This is a genomic window from Ruminococcus sp. SR1/5 (genome assembly GCF_000209835.1).
GTDB lineage: Bacteria > Bacillota > Clostridia > Lachnospirales > Lachnospiraceae > Blautia_A > Blautia_A fusiformis.
This window is the reverse complement of record NC_021014.1, coordinates 2,534,341-2,550,661: the sequence shown is the minus strand read 5'-3', so window position 1 is coordinate 2,550,661 and position 16,321 is coordinate 2,534,341. Positions and strand designations below refer to the sequence as shown.

Here is a 16,321-nt window from a genome sequence, read left to right as displayed (position 1 = left end):
TCTCCATTTCTCTGCTGGTGCAGCTCTTAGATTTTATCGGTTATTTTCTATCGCTTGTTTGAAATCTTCTTTTAAATCTTCAATATCTTCAATTCCCACACTGATACGGATCAGATCCTCGAATACTCCGGACTGCAGCTTCTCTTCGTCGGAGATGTGTGCCGCGATGGTGGATTCCGGATGGATCACCAGGGTCTTCGTATCTCCGATATTGGAGATGATCAGCGGGATCTTCAATGAATTAATAATGGAAAAAGCCTTCTCCTTGCTTCCGGTTCTTACAGTTACGATAGCTCCGTAGCCATTACTGAACTGCTTTTCCGCAATTTCGTGATAAGGGCTTTCTTCCAGTCCCGGATAATTTACTTCAATGTCACCACCCAGGCCCTGTAAAAATCTCGCAAGCTCCAGTGCATTGTCACACTGTCTCTGCATTCGAAGTCCCAAGGTTTCCAGTCCCAGGTTATTAAGGAAAGCATTCTGCGGAGCAAGACACGCGCCAGTGTTCCGGAAAAGTCCGTTTCTAAGCTTGGCGATGTATGCAAATGGTCCGAATTTCCGGTATGGAGCAAGTCCCGGATATCGGTCAGGGTCCCATTTCAGACCCTTACCACAGACAAGAATACCGCTGATGGCATCGCTGCTTCCATTGATATATTTGGAAGAGGAATGAACCACAATGTCAGCTCCAAGCTTCAGTGGCTGGATCAGATACGGGGTTGCCACCGTGTTGTCTACGATCAGCGGTACGTTATGCTTATGTGCCACTTCCGCAACTGCCTGGATATCGGTAACATCCAGCTTGGGGTTGCCAATGGTCTCCGCAAAAACAAGTCGCGTCTTCTCTGTGATCTCTGCCTCAAAAGCTTCCGGCTTATTCTCTTTCACATATTTTACGGAAATCCCGAAAGGCTTCAGATCATCGAACAGTTCCACGGTTCCGCCGTACAGTCCGCAGGCTGCCACAATCTCGTCTCCCGCCTGAAGAATGTTCAGAAACGCATTGGTCAGCGCTGCCATTCCGGAAGCACAGGCCACACTGCCGATCCCATCCTCCAGCATGGTCACTCTCCTCTCAAAGGACTCTACCGTAGGATTGTTGATCCTTGTATAGGAGAAGCCCATTTTTTTATTGTCAAAAATTTTCTCCAGGTCTTCCGCGCTGTCATGTCGGAATGCGCTGCTCTGATAGATTGGAACCTGTGTGGCTCCCTGTGGATATTTCTCGTTGGTGCCGTGGAGCAGCCCTGTATTAAAGCCGTATTCGTTCATAGCCTCTTCCCTTTCTTTTGTTGACACTTATATTAACCTACTATTCATAGTATGTCAATAGGAAAACGGGATTAAATGTATTTTTTTGTGTACACAACTATACGACAGCATGATACAATTATAACAGTTACGATAATTACAGCACCAAAAGAAAGATGCCCGCAGGCATACAAACCTACATAAAGAACAGGAGGTGATCCTTATCAATATAAACCCGAAGCTCCGGAATATTTTTCACTCTTTATTCAGTCCCACCCTTGATTTCCGCGTCCGGCTGTTCAACATCCTCGCCTTGGGAGGTACTGTGATCAGCCTGATCATGGCCTTTCTCAGTCTCGGGACCGGTTCCTGGGGAAATGTACTGATCAATTTTGCGCTGGTTGCAATCTCCGGAGGGCTTTTTCTTTATTCCTATTACAGTGGAAAATATCAGCGCTGCTACCTGATCACCATTGTCGTGATCTTTCTGATCGTTTTTCCGGTGATGTTTTTTACCAGCGGCGGTTATCGTGGCGGCATGCCGGCATTCTTTGTGTTTGCTATTATTTTTACCGTGCTGATGCTGGAAAAAAGACGCGCTCTGATCGTTTCCCTGCTGGAGATCCTCCTTTATATGGGACTGTGTCTGGTTGCATACCATTTCCCGGACACTGTAACTCCTTTTGCCACGGAAGCAGACCGGCTGGCAGATATCCTTCTGGCGTTTGTCTCTGTAAGTATTGTCTGCGGCAGTGTTCTCTATTTTCATCTGAAGGAATATAACCAGCAGCAGCTCCTTCTGGAGGAACAGAATCTGCGACTGCGCTCCCTTGATAATGCCAAGTCCACCTTCCTGACCACCGTTGCCCATGAGATTAAAAATCCTCTGAGTTCCATTTCCCTCCACGCGCGGGACACCTCCGAGCTCCTTGAGGAAGAGCCTCTGGATTTCTCTCTTATGCAGGAAAATCTCCGCACCATTGAACAGTCGGTAATGCGGATCGACCGGATCGTGCTGGATCTGATGGATACGGTTTCCATTGAGCAGGGACGGCTTGCCCTTTCCCTTGTCCCATCAGATCTGTCCGGTCTTTTGTATTCTGTAAAAAAAGACTACTGCAGTCATCCAAGCTCAAAGAACAATCAGCTGGTCCTTACGACACAATCCGGACTCCCGGAAATCTCTGCTGATCCGGAACGGCTGATCCAGGTTGTCACCAATCTGATCTCCAATGCAGAGCGTCACACCCAAAACGGAACCATCACCATTTCTCTTACCGGCGAACCGGGCTGGCAGACCATCTGCGTCTCCGACACCGGAACCGGCATGTCAGAAGAAATGCGAAAAAACGCACTCAAGGGTTATGTTTCCGCTGATAAGGATTACTGGCGGCACGGCATAGGCCTCTATGTCTGTCATCAGATCATCACTGCCCATGGCGGCAAAATATGGCTGAAAAGTAAAGAAGGCGAGGGAACTCAGGTGTTCTTCTCACTTCCGGAGGAGGAATCATAAATGAATGAAATGAAATCACTTATCCTTATGGTCGAGGATGAAGAACAGGTGCTGAATACCAACTGCCGGATGCTGCGGCGCCGTGGCTACGATGTCCGCACTGCACAGACAGCCGCCGAAGCCTGTCATCAGCTTGAAGAACAGCTGCCGGATCTTCTTATCCTGGACATTATGCTTCCGGACGGAAACGGTCTGGATATCTGCCGCCGCTTCCGCGAAAAAACCATGAATCCGGTTCTTTTTCTCACCGGAAAAAGTGATATCCGGGATCGGGTAGAAGGACTTCAGCAAGGAGGCGACTATTATCTCACCAAACCTTATAATTTCGATGAATTTCTGGCCGTGATCCAAATGCTTCTGGAACGCCAGAAACGAATGGAAGAAAAAATAAAAGAAAAATTTCAGTCCTCCCGTCAGATCACCATCGGCAGCCTGCGGCTGGATCTTTCGGACGGCCATGCATATCTCAACAATGCCGACACAGGCCTTACCCGGACCGAATTCTCTCTGCTGCGTCTCCTTGCAGAAAACCAGGAGAAGATTTTTTCTGCAAAGGAGCTCTACGAAGCGGTATGGGGCAGCTGTGCAGGAACAGATACCAGCACGGTACGGCGGCATATCTTTAACCTCCGGACCAAGATCGGTGCCGAAGATACCGATGAGTATGACATTGTCTCGGTTTATGGGAAGGGATATCTTTTTACCTGCCGGTAAGCCGGCCTTTTCACGATCGGATAACATATTTCCAGACCTGTACGCAGCTTTCCGTAAATGTCTCTTTTTCTTCACATTTCCGGATATCGGGATCTGTCTGTTACAATATACTTAACAAACAGATCTTTTTTATTTGTAAAAATTTATGATCAAAGAATAGTACGCAGCTAACTGCTGCGCAATTTATCAGGAGGTGCCTATGCATAAAAAAATCTTAGTTCTTTTAACAGGCGCGATCGCTCTTTCCATATCTGCAGTCCCGGTCCTCGCTTCTGACCCTCCAACCGATGACGGTCAGTACATCTGGCAGGATGAAAACGGAGATTACTGGTACCGCAATGGTTCCGAGGATGAATATATCGGGGAAGGTAATTATGCCCCTGACCCGGATTCCGGTGAACTGATGGAAGGCAACGATGCCGGCTGGACCGAACAGGACGGTTATTTTGAGCCTCATTATTATTATGAGGACGGCAGTGTGTGGCTGGAAGATGCCACCGGAACCACATATATTGGCTCCAGAGATAAATATTATATTGATGACTACGGTAATCTTCAGGAATATTCCGATTCTGAAACTGATTCCTCCTCCGGAGATTCTTCAGAAGAATCCTCCGATACCAGTGGAAACTCCTCCTCGCAGGATTCCGATTCTTCATACCCAAATTCCTCTTCCGATACAAACACGGAGGATTCCTCTGAATCGGAAAAGCGCGGCGAGCTTCATATGCGGGTTGGATTCCCTGCCGATGATACGATCAGAGAATCCATGCCCGAAAAAGAAGGTTATTTCGAGCAGCGTTCCGTAAATGGCGGAAAAAGCACTGCCTTTGTTTTAAAAGTACCGAATTCCTCTCTGGAGGATTCTTCCCTGAAGGGTTTTCTGGCAGAATACTATCCGGTAAAGGGTGAGATCATCACCAAAAAGGATCTTACCTTTGAATCTTATCCTGCCACGAAATATCAATACTTAACCGAAGTCAACGAAGAAGAAAAAATGTAGATGCTCTTGTATGCCAGACTGACGATTATACATTCGGACTTTTTGTCCTGACTCCGTCAGACACCTATGATAAGGCCGCCGAAAAGGAAGCCACAGAGCTGATCAAATCCATAGATTTCGTTTACGCAGAGCGTGTGGATATGGCCATGACGGATTACTTCCAGGTCCTCACTCCGGAGCGCTGGAAATATCTCTGCCATTATGAAACAACCGAAACCGAAAATGGTGGATATAAACTGACTTATTACAATGAGGATGTTCCTGTACTGACTCTGGAAGCCAGATATTACGATGGCGAAGACCAGCCTCTGGACAGTGTATGGCAGGGCTATCTCGGCCGTATCGAAACCGTCGACGGCAAAAAATACGATCTTCTGTCCACCATCAGCCAGTACTCCAAGGACGCCTCTGATGAATGGAAGGAAATGTATGACACTTATCTGGATGTCATAAACGGGATCCGTATAATGGACGGCTGTTCCCTGACCGAAGGAAGCCATGCCTGATCCACCTTGTGATTCACATTGTCCCCTCTGCCGTTATTTTGCAGACCGGAAGATCCATAGCTGCATGAGATGTTGACAGTGCTATATATCAGATATAGATTTTCCAGTCGCAAAAGGCACATCATATTTACATAAAAGAAGCTGCAAACTCTGTTTTTTCACTGTTCTGCAGCTTCTTTGTGTTATTCCGTCCGACTATATCTTCTGCTGTCTATCCTTCGTAAATCTGATCAAAAATCCCTCCATCTGAGAAATGTGTTTCCTGTGCCTTTTTCCATCCGCCGAAATCATCAATGGTGACAAGATTGATGTCCAGATTAAACACATCGGAGTATTCCTTCAGAATATCCTGGTTTGACGGACGGTAATAATTATCACCGGCGATCCTCTGTGCTTCATCGGAATAGAGATAATTCAGATATTCCTCTGCCACATCTCTGGTGCCTCTTTTGTCTACGACTTTATCGACTACTGCTACAGATGGCTGTGCAAGGATGCTGATGCTTGGTGTTACGATCTCGTAGTCGTCCGGATAATCCTTTACGGAAAGATAGGCTTCATTTTCCCAGGCGATCAGTACATCACCCTGTCCGTTTTCCACGAAAGAGGTCGTTGCGCCTCTGGCTCCGGTGTCCAGGACAAGTACGTTTTTGTAAAGATCTCCGATGAATTCTTTAATTTTGTCCTCGTCTCCGTTATATTTATCTTTTGCATAGGCCCAGGCTGCCAGATAGTTCCATCTTGCTCCGCCGGAGGTTTTCGGGTTTGGTGTGATCACACCTACGTCTTTCTTTACCAGATCGTCCCAGTCTTTGATGTTCTTCGGATTTCCTTTTCTCACAAGAAATACAATAGTCGAAGTGTAGGGAGCGCTGTCCTCCGGAAATTCATCCACCCATCCGTCATCGATGAGTCCTGCATCCTGGATCGCATCCACATCATACTCCAGTGCCAGTGTTACCACATCTGCTTCCAGTCCGTTGGCAACCTCAAGTGCCTGCTTGCCGGAGCCGCCATGGGACTGTGTGATCTCCACATCCTGGCCTGTTTTTTCCTTCCAGTGTTCCTGAAAGATCTTGTTGTACTGCTCGTAAAGCTCTCTGGTCGGATCATAAGATACATTGGTGATGCTGACACTGTCCGCCGCATAGGTGGTTACACCTGTAAGGCTTCCGATTGTTGCTACTGCTGCAAGAGCTGCTACTGCTGATTTCCATCTTCTTTTCATAATACTTACCTCCTGTGTTTTGTTGTTGGGGCTATTATAAACATGAGTAAGTCCATATGAAAACTCTTAGATTGGAAACCGTTTTCAGGATTTTTCGGAAATATGGCTGTTTATGCGGATTTCACAGATTTTTGTGTTTGATCCCACCTGATATTATGTTGTTTTTGTTGATTTTGCCTCGTATTTTATTGTTCCCAGAGTATATGTGAAAACGTCATCAGTCTTGTAATTTCCGTATTTTTCGGGAATTTTGCCAAAGTATATCTTGTTTTTGCGGGATGTTTTCCTTCCTCTGTGAAATTTTGATCGGTGTCAGGCGGATATTTGCAATTGAAGCAGTGAACTTCCCTGATTCTGTTAAAACAAATCTCTTTGTACTTGTCCGAATGTGGAGTATTCTTATAGATTTTCAAAGACATTTCCTTTATAATCGAATTATAAATATCATACGTTTAAGGAGGAGTATGTATATGAAAAAGAAAACTCTTGCATTTTTATTATCCGCATGTCTGCTGACACAATCTGCAGGGTTCGTCTCTGCTGCTGATTTTTCTGCAGTTCCGGAAGAAGCTGCGAATGCGGAAGAAATTTTTTCTCCGGAGGCTAACGCCACAGATTCGGATCCTTCAGATAATCTGTCAGCCACCAGCGGTGATGATTTTTCTGACGAACATCCCAATCATATGACAACTACAGATTCCGGAGCAGTTTCCGAAGAATCCAAGGTTTCGTCGGACCTGGACGCAGATACAAATCCTGATTCCACAACAAACACAGAATCAGCTCCTTCCGTTTCCGACTCTATGACAAATCCGGAAACGGACCAGGACGTAGAACTGCTTCCAGAGGAAACCATGCCGGAAGATGTTGAACTGGAACCAGAAACTTCCTCAACCGAAAACGATTCCGAACTTTCTCAGGAGCTTCTTTTTGATGACGGCGAATCCGACACCTTTAACGATGGAAATGATTCTTCCTCCGTTGCATTCGCCTCATCCAAAATACCGGATCACGATATCTGGCTTGCCGATACAGTTAAGACCGGTCTTGTTGTTGATGGAAAAAATATCCAGACAAAATCTCTGTATAACCTTATCACCCAGCCTTCCGTAAAACCGGTTTATCAGGAGCTTGGCGAACGTATCCTGTCCAATAAGCCTATGCTTGTGCTTTCTTCCATCTGGAAGGGCGTTATCAAGCAGGAATTTTATGATGACCAAAAGCTGATCTATGAAGCTTTACTTGCGGATTATCTGCAGTTTGTAGATTCCACGGATTCCAAGGATTTTGATTCCTCACAAATTGAACGCGCCAATTCTTATCTGATAAAAATGTTTAATGACCTGTCCACGTATTATACCCAGAACGGAGTCTATAACTGGAAACCGGAAGATTTCATGAAACTTGATGCAGAAGAAGCCAATAAACTGCTTCAGTCTGTGGATTCCATGAAAACCGCAGTCTCTCTGGTAGGAGATGCCTGCTCCACCACAAAAGAGCTGGTAGAACTCTGCACAAAAGTAAATGCTTTCAAAAACGCAGCCGACGAGCGTATCCTTCTCATCCAGAAAGCACGAAATGCCGGCTCTTCCAATACCGCTTTTGTCGAAGCCTGCGACGCGATCCTTGCCCAGCTTGGTTCTCAGTCCATCGATGTCAGTTACCTGCGAAGCCAGAGTGCATCTGCAGCTATGAAAAAGTGTACAGAAACTATGATCAGTGAATTAAGCAAACAGAATCCTGCACTGAAAGCCTTAAGTTATGGTTCCAGTGCCATGGATATTTTGTTCAACACGTCCAGTATCAACTCTGACAACCTGAAGTTGTCCCTGCTTTATACTATGGACTGTTATTTTAATACTGCCCTGACCAGTTCTTCCTATACATATGCGCGGTATAAAAATACAGAAAACGCCAATGCTTTTGTAAAATGCTTCCAGGGATATACTACTTTCCAGATATACGCAAATAATATCGCAAAATCCTACATCTCCGGCGTTACTTCCGGTGGTGCCCTGAACCGGGCTTTTGCTGATATCTTTTACCGTGAGGGCGTTAAAAATGCGGAAAGCTGGAAAAATCTCTGCGATGGCCAGATCAATATTCGCAGAGGTATCCTGGATGTACTGGCAAAATTTTATCAGCTCTACAATCGTTTTTACCTGAAAGATGAATACACCAACGCTCTGAAAGACCAAATTACCGCTACACCTACTCCTACTCCAAGACCGTTGGTTCCGGTGGATTATGAGGTTACGGTACCGGAGAGTAAGAATCCGGTGAAGGAAAAATCTTCCGGATCTTCTTCTGTTAAATGGACACTCTTTGAAAATGGCAATTTATTCTTCTATGGAGAAGGCTCTATTAACGCAGATAATGATATCCGTCGCATTGTAACAGGAAGTGGTGCTCAATATAGTCAATTTATTAAAACCATACATGTTTCCGACGAAATAACGTCCATTGGCAACATCTGTTTTCTGGGTTTTTCAGCTTTAACAAATGTATCTCTTTCTGACAGTGTAACTCTTATCAGCAGTTCTGCCTTTAAGGACTGTAATTCGCTAAAGGAAATTAAACTATCCCAGAAATTAACAGAGATCTCATCAACTGCTTTTATGAACTGCAAAAATTTACAAAATATAACTTTTCCGGAAACATTAACTTCCATTGATGAACAAGCTTTTAAAGACTGTAGCAGCCTCAAAAATATTGACATTCCAAATTCTGTAACTCACCTTGGAAAATCCACTTTTGAAGGTTGTACAAATTTAAAATCCGCTTCAGTTTCCGGTTCTCTCAATGACAAATATTATTATTCTCGTAAATATACTTATGATAAAGAATATTACTATGGATTAACTGACTCTGTTTTTCAAAATTGTACCAGCCTGGAAACTGTTATATTCAAAAAAGGAAACTCGCTTAACTGTATTGGCAATAACTCTTTTAAAAACTGTTCCAAGTTAAAAAATATTACCTTTTCAAACACTATCGAGGTAATTGGTAATAACGCATTCTATATGTGTTCTGATTTGTCAGAAGTGAATTTACCATCCAGCATTCAAATATTACAAGAGGCCGCATTTAAAAGCTGTACAAATCTGAAAAAGGTTCAGTTTCCAGCTAATACTTTCTGTGATATAAAAGATGCAGCATTTCAAAACTGCAGTAATTTGGAAAATATTAGATTTTCAGGGAAAGTCGGAAAAGATGCTTTTAACGGATGCACAAATTTAAAGAAAGTTATTATATCCAATACTCAAGGATATTCTATCAGCGATAGAGCGTTCAAAAACTGTAAAAATCTTACATCTTTGACTTTGCCTGATAACCCTGATATTGGTGAAGAAACTTTTAGTGGATGCAGTAAACTAAAAAACATTTCTCTTCCTCACGGCGTATTTCACATGGGGCGAAGAGCATTTTATAATTGTTCCAGTTTACAAAGTATTGTCCTGAGTAAAGATTTTAATACTATAGAAAACGAAGAATTTATCGGCTGCAAAAGTTTAAGATCCATTACTTTTTTATTTACCGATCCTAATTATGGTATTTGCAAACGTTACCCTTCCATTGCTAAAACTTCTGTAAAAGGCTGCTCAAACCTGAAAATTATTTATGGTTATAAATATTTGCAGTTAGAATACGTTGCCAAAAATCTGGGGGCTAAATTTGTTGCTCTTGATAAAGCTCCAGCAACCCCGGTACTTACGGTTTCTCCTGGAAAAAACACTGTAAAAGTATCCTGGAAAAAATCTTCTGATTCCGAAGTTCGATACGAATTAGATTTGGATGAAAGCAGAAATTTTTCTTCTTATCATGGAACACAATATTTTTCCGGAAACTCTTCACCGACTTTTACGTATAAAAATCTTACTCCAGGTAAAACCTACTATTTACGTATCCGGGCATGCAAAATGTATGCAACTAACTGTTACAGCAAATGGTCCACTCCAAAAGCCGTAACCGTTCTGCCAATCAAAGTACTAACTGCATCCGCACCGGCCCTGAAATCCGGCAAACAGTATTTCCGTGCTTCCTGGAAAAAAACTTCCGGCACCAGTGGTTATCAGATACAGTACAGTTTATACAAAAACTTCAAAAAACCGGTAACCAGAACGCTCACCGGCAACACCAAGACCAGCATTACTGTATCCAGATTGAAACGCCAAAAACGATATTACGTTCGAGTCCGTGCATACAGAAATGCCAATTTCAAAAAATATTACGGCAAATGGTCAAAGACAAAATCCATTGTTGTAAAATAATCTCTTTGTCTCTATACACGCCCCGGAAGAACCTTCCGGGGCGTGTATCCTTATCTGCTATTATTTTGTAAATCCAACTCCTCCAGAAGTTTTTTACGATAGTCTTCATCCTCCATAGCACGCTTCAGGTCATCCATGCGACCTTTATCCATCAGATATTTTGTCAACTGAAATCCACGTTCCATACCACGTTCTATTCCACGTTCCATTCCACGTTCCATTCCCTCATCTAATAACATCTGACCAATTCTCGTCATCGCAACGACCTCCTTTATTTCGTCCAAATCTGCATTATCCAGAAATTTATCTGCCAATGTATATAACATTGCTGTTGTTTTCTCTGCGGTTAGATCTGTATTTCTTTTTGCCAGAATGATTGCTTCTCTGATCTTATCCTTCATCTGCATAGAGCCTGACATTAATGGTGTTAATGACAAGATTGCATAATCTTCTTTGGTCAGTTCTTCTCCATGCAGCTGCTTTTCTTTCATTCTGACAAAAACCTCATCTGCATTTTTCTCTTTAAGATAAACTGGCTGAATACGATAAGTAAACAAGCCCATGTTCAATTCAGCCTTTACTGACCGGATTCCTCCGGAATAAATCACGTATGTAATAACATTCTTTCCAGTCTTATGTGAATATACCGCATCATAGGCAAGAAATCTTCGTAAATCCTCTTCCCCCTTGTCTGTTGTCTGAAATTCTATATGAATATAAAATCCCTGTTTTGTGAGAAAGGTAAAATCCATATACATTGAATGAATAGTAAGCTCTACCAGCTCAGTCGGACCAACCTCCACAAAATCATAATCAATTCCGAGACTTTTCAGAATCGTATCACGAAAATAGTCAACACCCATTTTCATAACAGCATCTTCATGTTTTGCATTTGCCATAGGGCACCTCTTTTTTAGTTCAGTATTGTTATCTGATGTGCCTTGAAAATGCTTTTGTAAATTTTACACTGACTTTTTATCTTCTGTAAATCTTAATGCTCTCTGTAATCCTCCTTACTATATTCATTTTATCAGACCTGAACTGAAAAATCATCCTTACTCTGCCGACAAATTCTTCCAGTGATCCCCTCTGTTTGACAAAAAATTTTCTGCATTCATTTTTCTGAAACACTTATCCACACCCGCCCTAAAAAATCACCTTTTCGGGCGGGTGGTTTTCCACATATTCCACAGAAGTTATCCCCTGACGGCTGTGTTGTTATTTGATAATCGTATTACAGATAGATGTAGTCATTCATCACCGGCTGCAGGCCGTGGTCTTTCAGGGCGTTGAAGACTTCGTCCACAGACCTTCCGTCGGAAATCTCAAACTGATCATCACCTTTATCCTCAATATCATCCACATGGCTTCCGATTCCTGTGCTGACACCTGCAGAGATCTTGGTTGCTGCGATATTTACCAGGTTGTCACGGACACGCTCACATTCTCTGGTGGATACAGTAATACTTGCAAACGGCATAAACAGACGATATGCACAAACTACCTGGAGAAGCTGCGGTTCGTGGACATCCTTCGGGTTGATCCTGTCGTTGTTGATGATCGGACGAAGTCTCGGGCAGGAAAAAGCGATCTCTGCATGTGGATATTTTCTCTGCAGAAGATATGCGTGGTATCCTGTCGCAAAAGCATCCTTGCGGAAATCATCCAGTCCCAGAAGAGCCGCAAAACCAACCCCTCGCATGCCACCCTTCAGTGCACGCTCCTGGGTATTCAGTCTGTATGGGAAAATCCTCTTATGTCCTGCCAGATGCAGAGTTTCATACTTGTCAGAATTATAAGTCTCCTGGAAAACCGTCACATAATCTGCGCCGCATTTATGAAGATATGCATATTCATCGGAATTCATCGGATAAACCTCAAGGCCGATCACCTTGAAATATTTTCGCGCGATCTCACAGGCTTTTCCGATGTACTCCACATTGGATTTGGTTTTGCTCTCGCCGGTAAGGATCAGGATCTCCTGCAGACCAGTCTCGGCGATCGCTGCCATTTCCTTCTCGATCTCTTCTTCGTTCAGCTGTGCACGGCGGATCTTATTGTGGCAGTTAAATCCACAGTAGATGCAGTAATTCTCACAGTAGTTTGCAATGTAGATCGGTGTGAACATACAGATGCTGTTTCCGAAATGTTTCCTTGTTTCGATCCGTGCAGCCTGTGCGATTTCTTCCAAAAGAGGCAGCGCTGCCGGTGAAAGCAGTGCTTTAAAATCCTCCGGTGTACGGTTGTCATGAGCAAGCGCTCTCCGTACATCCGCTTCTGTGTACTTATCATAATCATATGCGTTCATTGCGGAAATAACCTGATCCATTACATCAGATTCTTCCAGCTGTTCCATATCCGGAAGGTACTTCATGTGATCGATACGGTTCTTTTTCATATCTTCCAGAATTTCTTCATTTACGATACTTTCATTAAAATGGCCGTCCTGCTGACTGGCCTGTACTGTCTCTGCCATTACTCTTATGTCGCTCCTCTCATATATTGCAGCAATACTCTGGTCCTCACTGCTGCATATCTGTAAACTCAATTTCGATTGAAACCAGACAATACCTGTGTTTCACTACACAGGCAGTGCCTGTCCCCCGCTTAGTGTTCTGCGTTCAATCATTCATTTATCAATTTTACTCATGAAGAAATCCGGTCAGCGGTGAGGATGCACTTGCACCTCTCTCCAGAGTTCTTCCCATACCGGAAAGATATGCACTTCTTCCTGCCTCAATAGCTTTCTTAAAGGCTTCCGCCATAACACGGACGTCTCCTGCAGTTGCAATGGCTGTATTTGCCATAACTGCTGCAGCACCCATTTCCATAGCCTCACATGCCTGTGACGGGCGGCCGATTCCTGCGTCCACGATGATCGGAAGGTCGATCTCGTCGATAAGGATCTGGATGAATTCTTTTGTACAGATTCCTTTGTTGGAACCGATTGGAGAGCCAAGTGGCATTACACAGGCAGCTCCTGCATTCACCAGATCTCTGGCTGCATTCAGATCCGGATACATGTATGGCATAACTACAAAGCCCTCTTTTGCAAGGATCTCTGTTGCCTTGATGGTCTCATAGTTATCCGGAAGAAGATATTTGGAATCATGGATAACTTCGATCTTTACAAAATCTCCACAACCAAGCTCGCGGGAAAGTCTTGCGATACGAACTGCTTCCTCTGCATTTCTGGCTCCTGATGTATTCGGAAGAAGAGTAACATCCTTCGGCACATAGTCCAGAATGTTCGCAAGTCCACCCTCATTTGCACGGCGCAGGGCAAGTGTTACGATCTGAGTTCCTGCTTTTTCAATACATGCTTTTACAAGCTCCAGAGAAAATTTTCCGGAACCAAGGATAAAACGGGAAGTAAACTCATGGCCTCCCAGGATCAGTTTGTCTTCATTTGTGTTTGCTGTTGTCATTTTTTATGTCCACCTTTCTTTATGTCTGTTTGCAGAAAATATTTCCACCGATTTATAACCAGCGCCTTCTTCTGCCAGATCATTCTTCATTTGCATTTTTTCAGTAACTTATCTGTCAGTTACTGCCGTGGTATATATACCTAATTTTATCTCTATAGCGACATCAGCAGCTTCCGCCGCCCATAAACTGCAGAATCTCCACAACATCGCCATCTTTCAGTACTGTTGTATCATAAGTGTCTCTCTTAATGATCTCTTCATTCAGCTCTACTACAACCTGCACCGGAACATAGTTACATGCTTCCAGATATTCTGTTACTGTCACCGGCTTTTCCAATGTTCTGCTTTCACCATTTACTGTGATCATGATCTCTCCTTTCCGGAAACTTCAAAAGCTATTCATCAATAAAAAGAGTTCACAAAGAAATACACCCGCGGTGGTGCACCCCTTCATGAACTCAGTTCACTCTCAAATTTCCCAATATTCAATTGTCGATACCGGGGTTAAAAGCATTCGCTCTTGATCCCTTCCCTGTAAATCCTGATCTTACGTATTCAATCGGATAAAAACATCCGCATCCAATAAAAAGGAGATACACCAAAGTATCTCCCGTAAATTCATCTTATACGTTCCTACGTTGGCATTATCCAAATCAGGTATAAGGGTCGAAGTTGAAGACTTCCTCTCAGCCTGCCATCACAAGCTCCCCTGTTATTTACATGAGTTAGTATAAGACGAATTATGATCAATGTCAAGAGTATTAAATTTTCTCACAATAGTTCCAATTTGTTCTAAACTATAGTACACTGTTAATGCTGCCAACCCTCCAGCAGAAAGGAGGTGAAGTCCAGTGTGCGAATTAATCATCACATTTTTTGTTTCTGTTACGGCGGATATAGTTAGCTACTATATTCGCAAATGGCTGGACAGAAACGACAGGCAGTAACAGCCTGAAAGGCTTAAGCCCCCTTACATAACGGCATAGAAAACCCCGGAAGTGTGCGAGACTTCCGGGGTTTTCGTTTTTGCCAATGTTTGAATTTCATCACATTTCTTAGCTACTATCATCTTATGCTTTCTATACTAATTTGTCAACCGAATTTTATTAACGGCATCATCATAGGATGTTACTGTTATTTATAAGCAGTGAATCCCAGATCTTTCATTGTCAGATTTAAATTCTTTTTCAGATAATCATTTGCTACTTTCATTGTCGCTTTCATCATAATATTGGAAGAATCCTGCAGATCTGTCATCGCTTTTTTCCGTTTGTATACAAGAAAGTCAGATTCTGACCTTTATAAGCAGATGCTTTTGTAGAAGAAGTCACCAGCAGAAAGACTTCATTTGTAGACAGGGCGGACTTCACACTGACCGTATCAGATTTCACACAGTTTCCGATAATATCCAGTCCGGCAAGGATTCCATCTGAAGGCATAGAGAGCATCATCCCAATATCTATCTTATCTTCTTTCTTCAGATAACCGATCATCAGAGTACTTTCTTTATCTACTTTGACATTTATAAACTGATTTCCGTCTTCAGTATATTTGCCTTTCTGACTGATGTATTTTTTCAATTTGCTATAATTCTGCGTCAATCTGGTATTAGCCGAGGTCGGATTCTTTACAGTAACCTTGCAGGTGAATTTTCTGCCACCAAGAGTCGCTGTGATAACCGCTGTTCCTGTTTTTACCGCGGTGATCTTTCCGACAGAAGTTATCTTGACAACATTTGTGTTGCTGCTCTTCCATGACGGTTTCAGACTGGTGCCTTTGATCTTCAGTGTATAAGTTTTTTCGATGCCAGTGTCAGGCTGGTCTTATTCAGGGTGAGATAATTCAGACCTGCGATTGCTGTCAGACCTTTTTCATTATATCTACTCCAGATCGTATTTTTTCCGGATTTCCGGTAAGCTCTCACTGTGTAAGTATAGCTTACTCCGGTACTTACTTTTGTATCGGTAAACGTAACATTTTTGCTTCCTGTGAGGGTTTTTACTGCTTTCCATCCGCTGTTTCCGGTCTTGCGGTATACCCGGTATCCGGCAACTCCTTTTACCTGTTTCCAGCTGAAAATAATCTTATTCCTGCCGGAGATCTTAATAGAAGACATAGCCGGCGTTGCTACGTTTATCGCCGCCTGTACTTCTGTCGCACTGATCAACTCCGGAACCGCAGCTGGTGCCGCCGTTGCAAGCATAAAACCTGTCAAAATGCCACATAAAGCTTTTTTCCAATTTCTTCTCATACGCTTTTTTCCTTTCTGCTTTGTGGTATATCTGGATTCCCTAACAAATATAGTATACATTATAAAAATTATTCCTGCTATGATATTTTTCGCCGAATCAGGGCTTTTGGTGAAATTCGGCAGTTTCTACAATGGCTTGACACTCCCCTCAAC

General features: G+C 43.2%; 14 protein-coding genes and 1 riboswitch. Of the genes, 5 read left to right on the top strand and 9 right to left on the bottom strand.

The features are described from left to right. Positions 1 to 33: 33 nt before the first annotated feature. The gene (locus CK1_RS12705; protein ID WP_353611170.1) at positions 34 to 1,299 is read right to left on the bottom strand and encodes an O-acetylhomoserine aminocarboxypropyltransferase/cysteine synthase family protein; all 1,266 of its coding nucleotides are present in this window, start codon (positions 1,297 to 1,299) and stop codon (positions 34 to 36) included. Between the two features lie 277 nt (positions 1,300 to 1,576). Between CK1_RS12705 and CK1_RS12700 the strand changes: the two genes are divergently transcribed. The 4 genes from CK1_RS12700 to CK1_RS12685 all read left to right on the top strand — a co-directional run bounded on the left by CK1_RS12700 (position 1,577) and on the right by CK1_RS12685 (position 4,990). After that, a complete protein-coding gene (locus tag CK1_RS12700; protein WP_288161968.1) occupies positions 1,577 to 2,767 on the top strand; it encodes a sensor histidine kinase in 1,191 nt (396 codons plus the stop codon). Then, positions 2,768 to 3,481, top strand: coding sequence for a response regulator transcription factor (locus CK1_RS12695; RefSeq protein ID WP_015526611.1), 714 nt, complete (start codon positions 2,768 to 2,770; stop codon positions 3,479 to 3,481). Positions 3,482 to 3,680: 199 nt separating this feature from the next. Further along, a complete protein-coding gene (locus tag CK1_RS12690; RefSeq protein WP_015526610.1) occupies positions 3,681 to 4,484 on the top strand; it encodes a hypothetical protein in 804 nt (267 codons plus the stop codon). 140 nt (positions 4,485 to 4,624) lie between these two features. Then, on the top strand, positions 4,625 to 4,990 hold the full coding sequence (locus tag CK1_RS12685; protein WP_015526609.1) for a hypothetical protein: 366 nt from the start codon (positions 4,625 to 4,627) through the stop codon (positions 4,988 to 4,990). 211 nt (positions 4,991 to 5,201) lie between these two features. Here CK1_RS12685 and CK1_RS12680 read toward each other — a convergent pair whose 3' ends face one another. Beyond that, positions 5,202 to 6,218, bottom strand: coding sequence for a sulfate ABC transporter substrate-binding protein (locus CK1_RS12680; RefSeq protein ID WP_015526608.1), 1,017 nt, complete (start codon positions 6,216 to 6,218; stop codon positions 5,202 to 5,204). A gap of 470 nt (positions 6,219 to 6,688) precedes the next feature. On the opposite strand from CK1_RS12680, the gene CK1_RS12675 reads away from it, so the two are divergent. Further along, positions 6,689 to 10,489, top strand: a complete 3,801-nt coding sequence (locus tag CK1_RS12675) for a leucine-rich repeat protein (RefSeq protein ID WP_015526607.1) — start codon at positions 6,689 to 6,691, stop codon at positions 10,487 to 10,489. Positions 10,490 to 10,539: 50 nt separating this feature from the next. On the opposite strand, the gene CK1_RS12670 is transcribed toward CK1_RS12675, so the two are convergent. The 7 genes from CK1_RS12670 to CK1_RS12640 form a co-directional block, all read right to left on the bottom strand. After that, positions 10,540 to 11,388, bottom strand: a complete 849-nt coding sequence (locus tag CK1_RS12670; RefSeq protein ID WP_015526606.1) for an RpnC/YadD family protein — start codon at positions 11,386 to 11,388, stop codon at positions 10,540 to 10,542. Between the two features lie 335 nt (positions 11,389 to 11,723). Continuing rightward, positions 11,724 to 12,887, bottom strand: a complete 1,164-nt coding sequence (gene thiH / locus CK1_RS12665; protein ID WP_353611251.1) for a 2-iminoacetate synthase ThiH — start codon at positions 12,885 to 12,887, stop codon at positions 11,724 to 11,726. A 244-nt stretch (positions 12,888 to 13,131) separates the two neighbouring features. After that, positions 13,132 to 13,917, bottom strand: coding sequence for a thiazole synthase (locus tag CK1_RS12660; protein WP_015526604.1), 786 nt, complete (start codon positions 13,915 to 13,917; stop codon positions 13,132 to 13,134). Between the two features lie 163 nt (positions 13,918 to 14,080). Further along, positions 14,081 to 14,284, bottom strand: coding sequence for a sulfur carrier protein ThiS (gene thiS / locus CK1_RS12655; RefSeq protein WP_015526603.1), 204 nt, complete (start codon positions 14,282 to 14,284; stop codon positions 14,081 to 14,083). A 246-nt stretch (positions 14,285 to 14,530) separates the two neighbouring features. After that, a riboswitch (TPP riboswitch) is annotated at positions 14,531 to 14,638 on the bottom strand. Positions 14,639 to 15,051: 413 nt separating this feature from the next. After that, on the bottom strand, positions 15,052 to 15,174 hold the full coding sequence (locus CK1_RS12650) for a hypothetical protein (RefSeq protein ID WP_015526602.1): 123 nt from the start codon (positions 15,172 to 15,174) through the stop codon (positions 15,052 to 15,054). Then, positions 15,171 to 15,497 carry a hypothetical protein gene (locus tag CK1_RS12645; protein ID WP_306288913.1) on the bottom strand — a complete coding sequence of 109 codons (327 nt, stop codon included), beginning with the start codon at positions 15,495 to 15,497 and terminating at the stop codon, positions 15,171 to 15,173. The genes CK1_RS12650 and CK1_RS12645 overlap by 4 nt, the downstream gene beginning before the upstream one ends. A 203-nt stretch (positions 15,498 to 15,700) precedes the next feature. Then, on the bottom strand, positions 15,701 to 16,168 hold the full coding sequence (locus CK1_RS12640; RefSeq protein ID WP_306288912.1) for a fibronectin type III domain-containing protein: 468 nt from the start codon (positions 16,166 to 16,168) through the stop codon (positions 15,701 to 15,703). Positions 16,169 to 16,321 lie beyond the last annotated feature (153 nt).

What these genes read in the sequence shown, in the direction of transcription:
- CK1_RS12680 (WP_015526608.1), bottom strand. Translation starts at nt 6,218, where the DNA reads ATGAAAAGAAGATGGAAATCAGCAGTAGCAGCTCTTGCAGCAGTAGCA.
- CK1_RS12685 (WP_015526609.1), top strand. Translation starts at nt 4,625, where the DNA reads ATGGCCATGACGGATTACTTCCAGGTCCTCACTCCGGAGCGCTGGAAA.
- CK1_RS12670 (WP_015526606.1), bottom strand. Translation starts at nt 11,388, where the DNA reads ATGGCAAATGCAAAACATGAAGATGCTGTTATGAAAATGGGTGTTGAC.
- thiH (WP_353611251.1), bottom strand. Translation starts at nt 12,887, where the DNA reads ATGAAAAAGAACCGTATCGATCACATGAAGTACCTTCCGGATATGGAA.
- CK1_RS12675 (WP_015526607.1), top strand. Translation starts at nt 6,689, where the DNA reads ATGAAAAAGAAAACTCTTGCATTTTTATTATCCGCATGTCTGCTGACA.
- CK1_RS12660 (WP_015526604.1), bottom strand. Translation starts at nt 13,917, where the DNA reads ATGACAACAGCAAACACAAATGAAGACAAACTGATCCTGGGAGGCCAT.
- CK1_RS12650 (WP_015526602.1), bottom strand. Translation starts at nt 15,174, where the DNA reads ATGACAGATCTGCAGGATTCTTCCAATATTATGATGAAAGCGACAATG.
- CK1_RS12640 (WP_306288912.1), bottom strand. Translation starts at nt 16,168, where the DNA reads ATGAGAAGAAATTGGAAAAAAGCTTTATGTGGCATTTTGACAGGTTTT.
- CK1_RS12690 (WP_015526610.1), top strand. Translation starts at nt 3,681, where the DNA reads ATGCATAAAAAAATCTTAGTTCTTTTAACAGGCGCGATCGCTCTTTCC.
- thiS (WP_015526603.1), bottom strand. Translation starts at nt 14,284, where the DNA reads ATGATCACAGTAAATGGTGAAAGCAGAACATTGGAAAAGCCGGTGACA.
- CK1_RS12695 (WP_015526611.1), top strand. Translation starts at nt 2,768, where the DNA reads ATGAATGAAATGAAATCACTTATCCTTATGGTCGAGGATGAAGAACAG.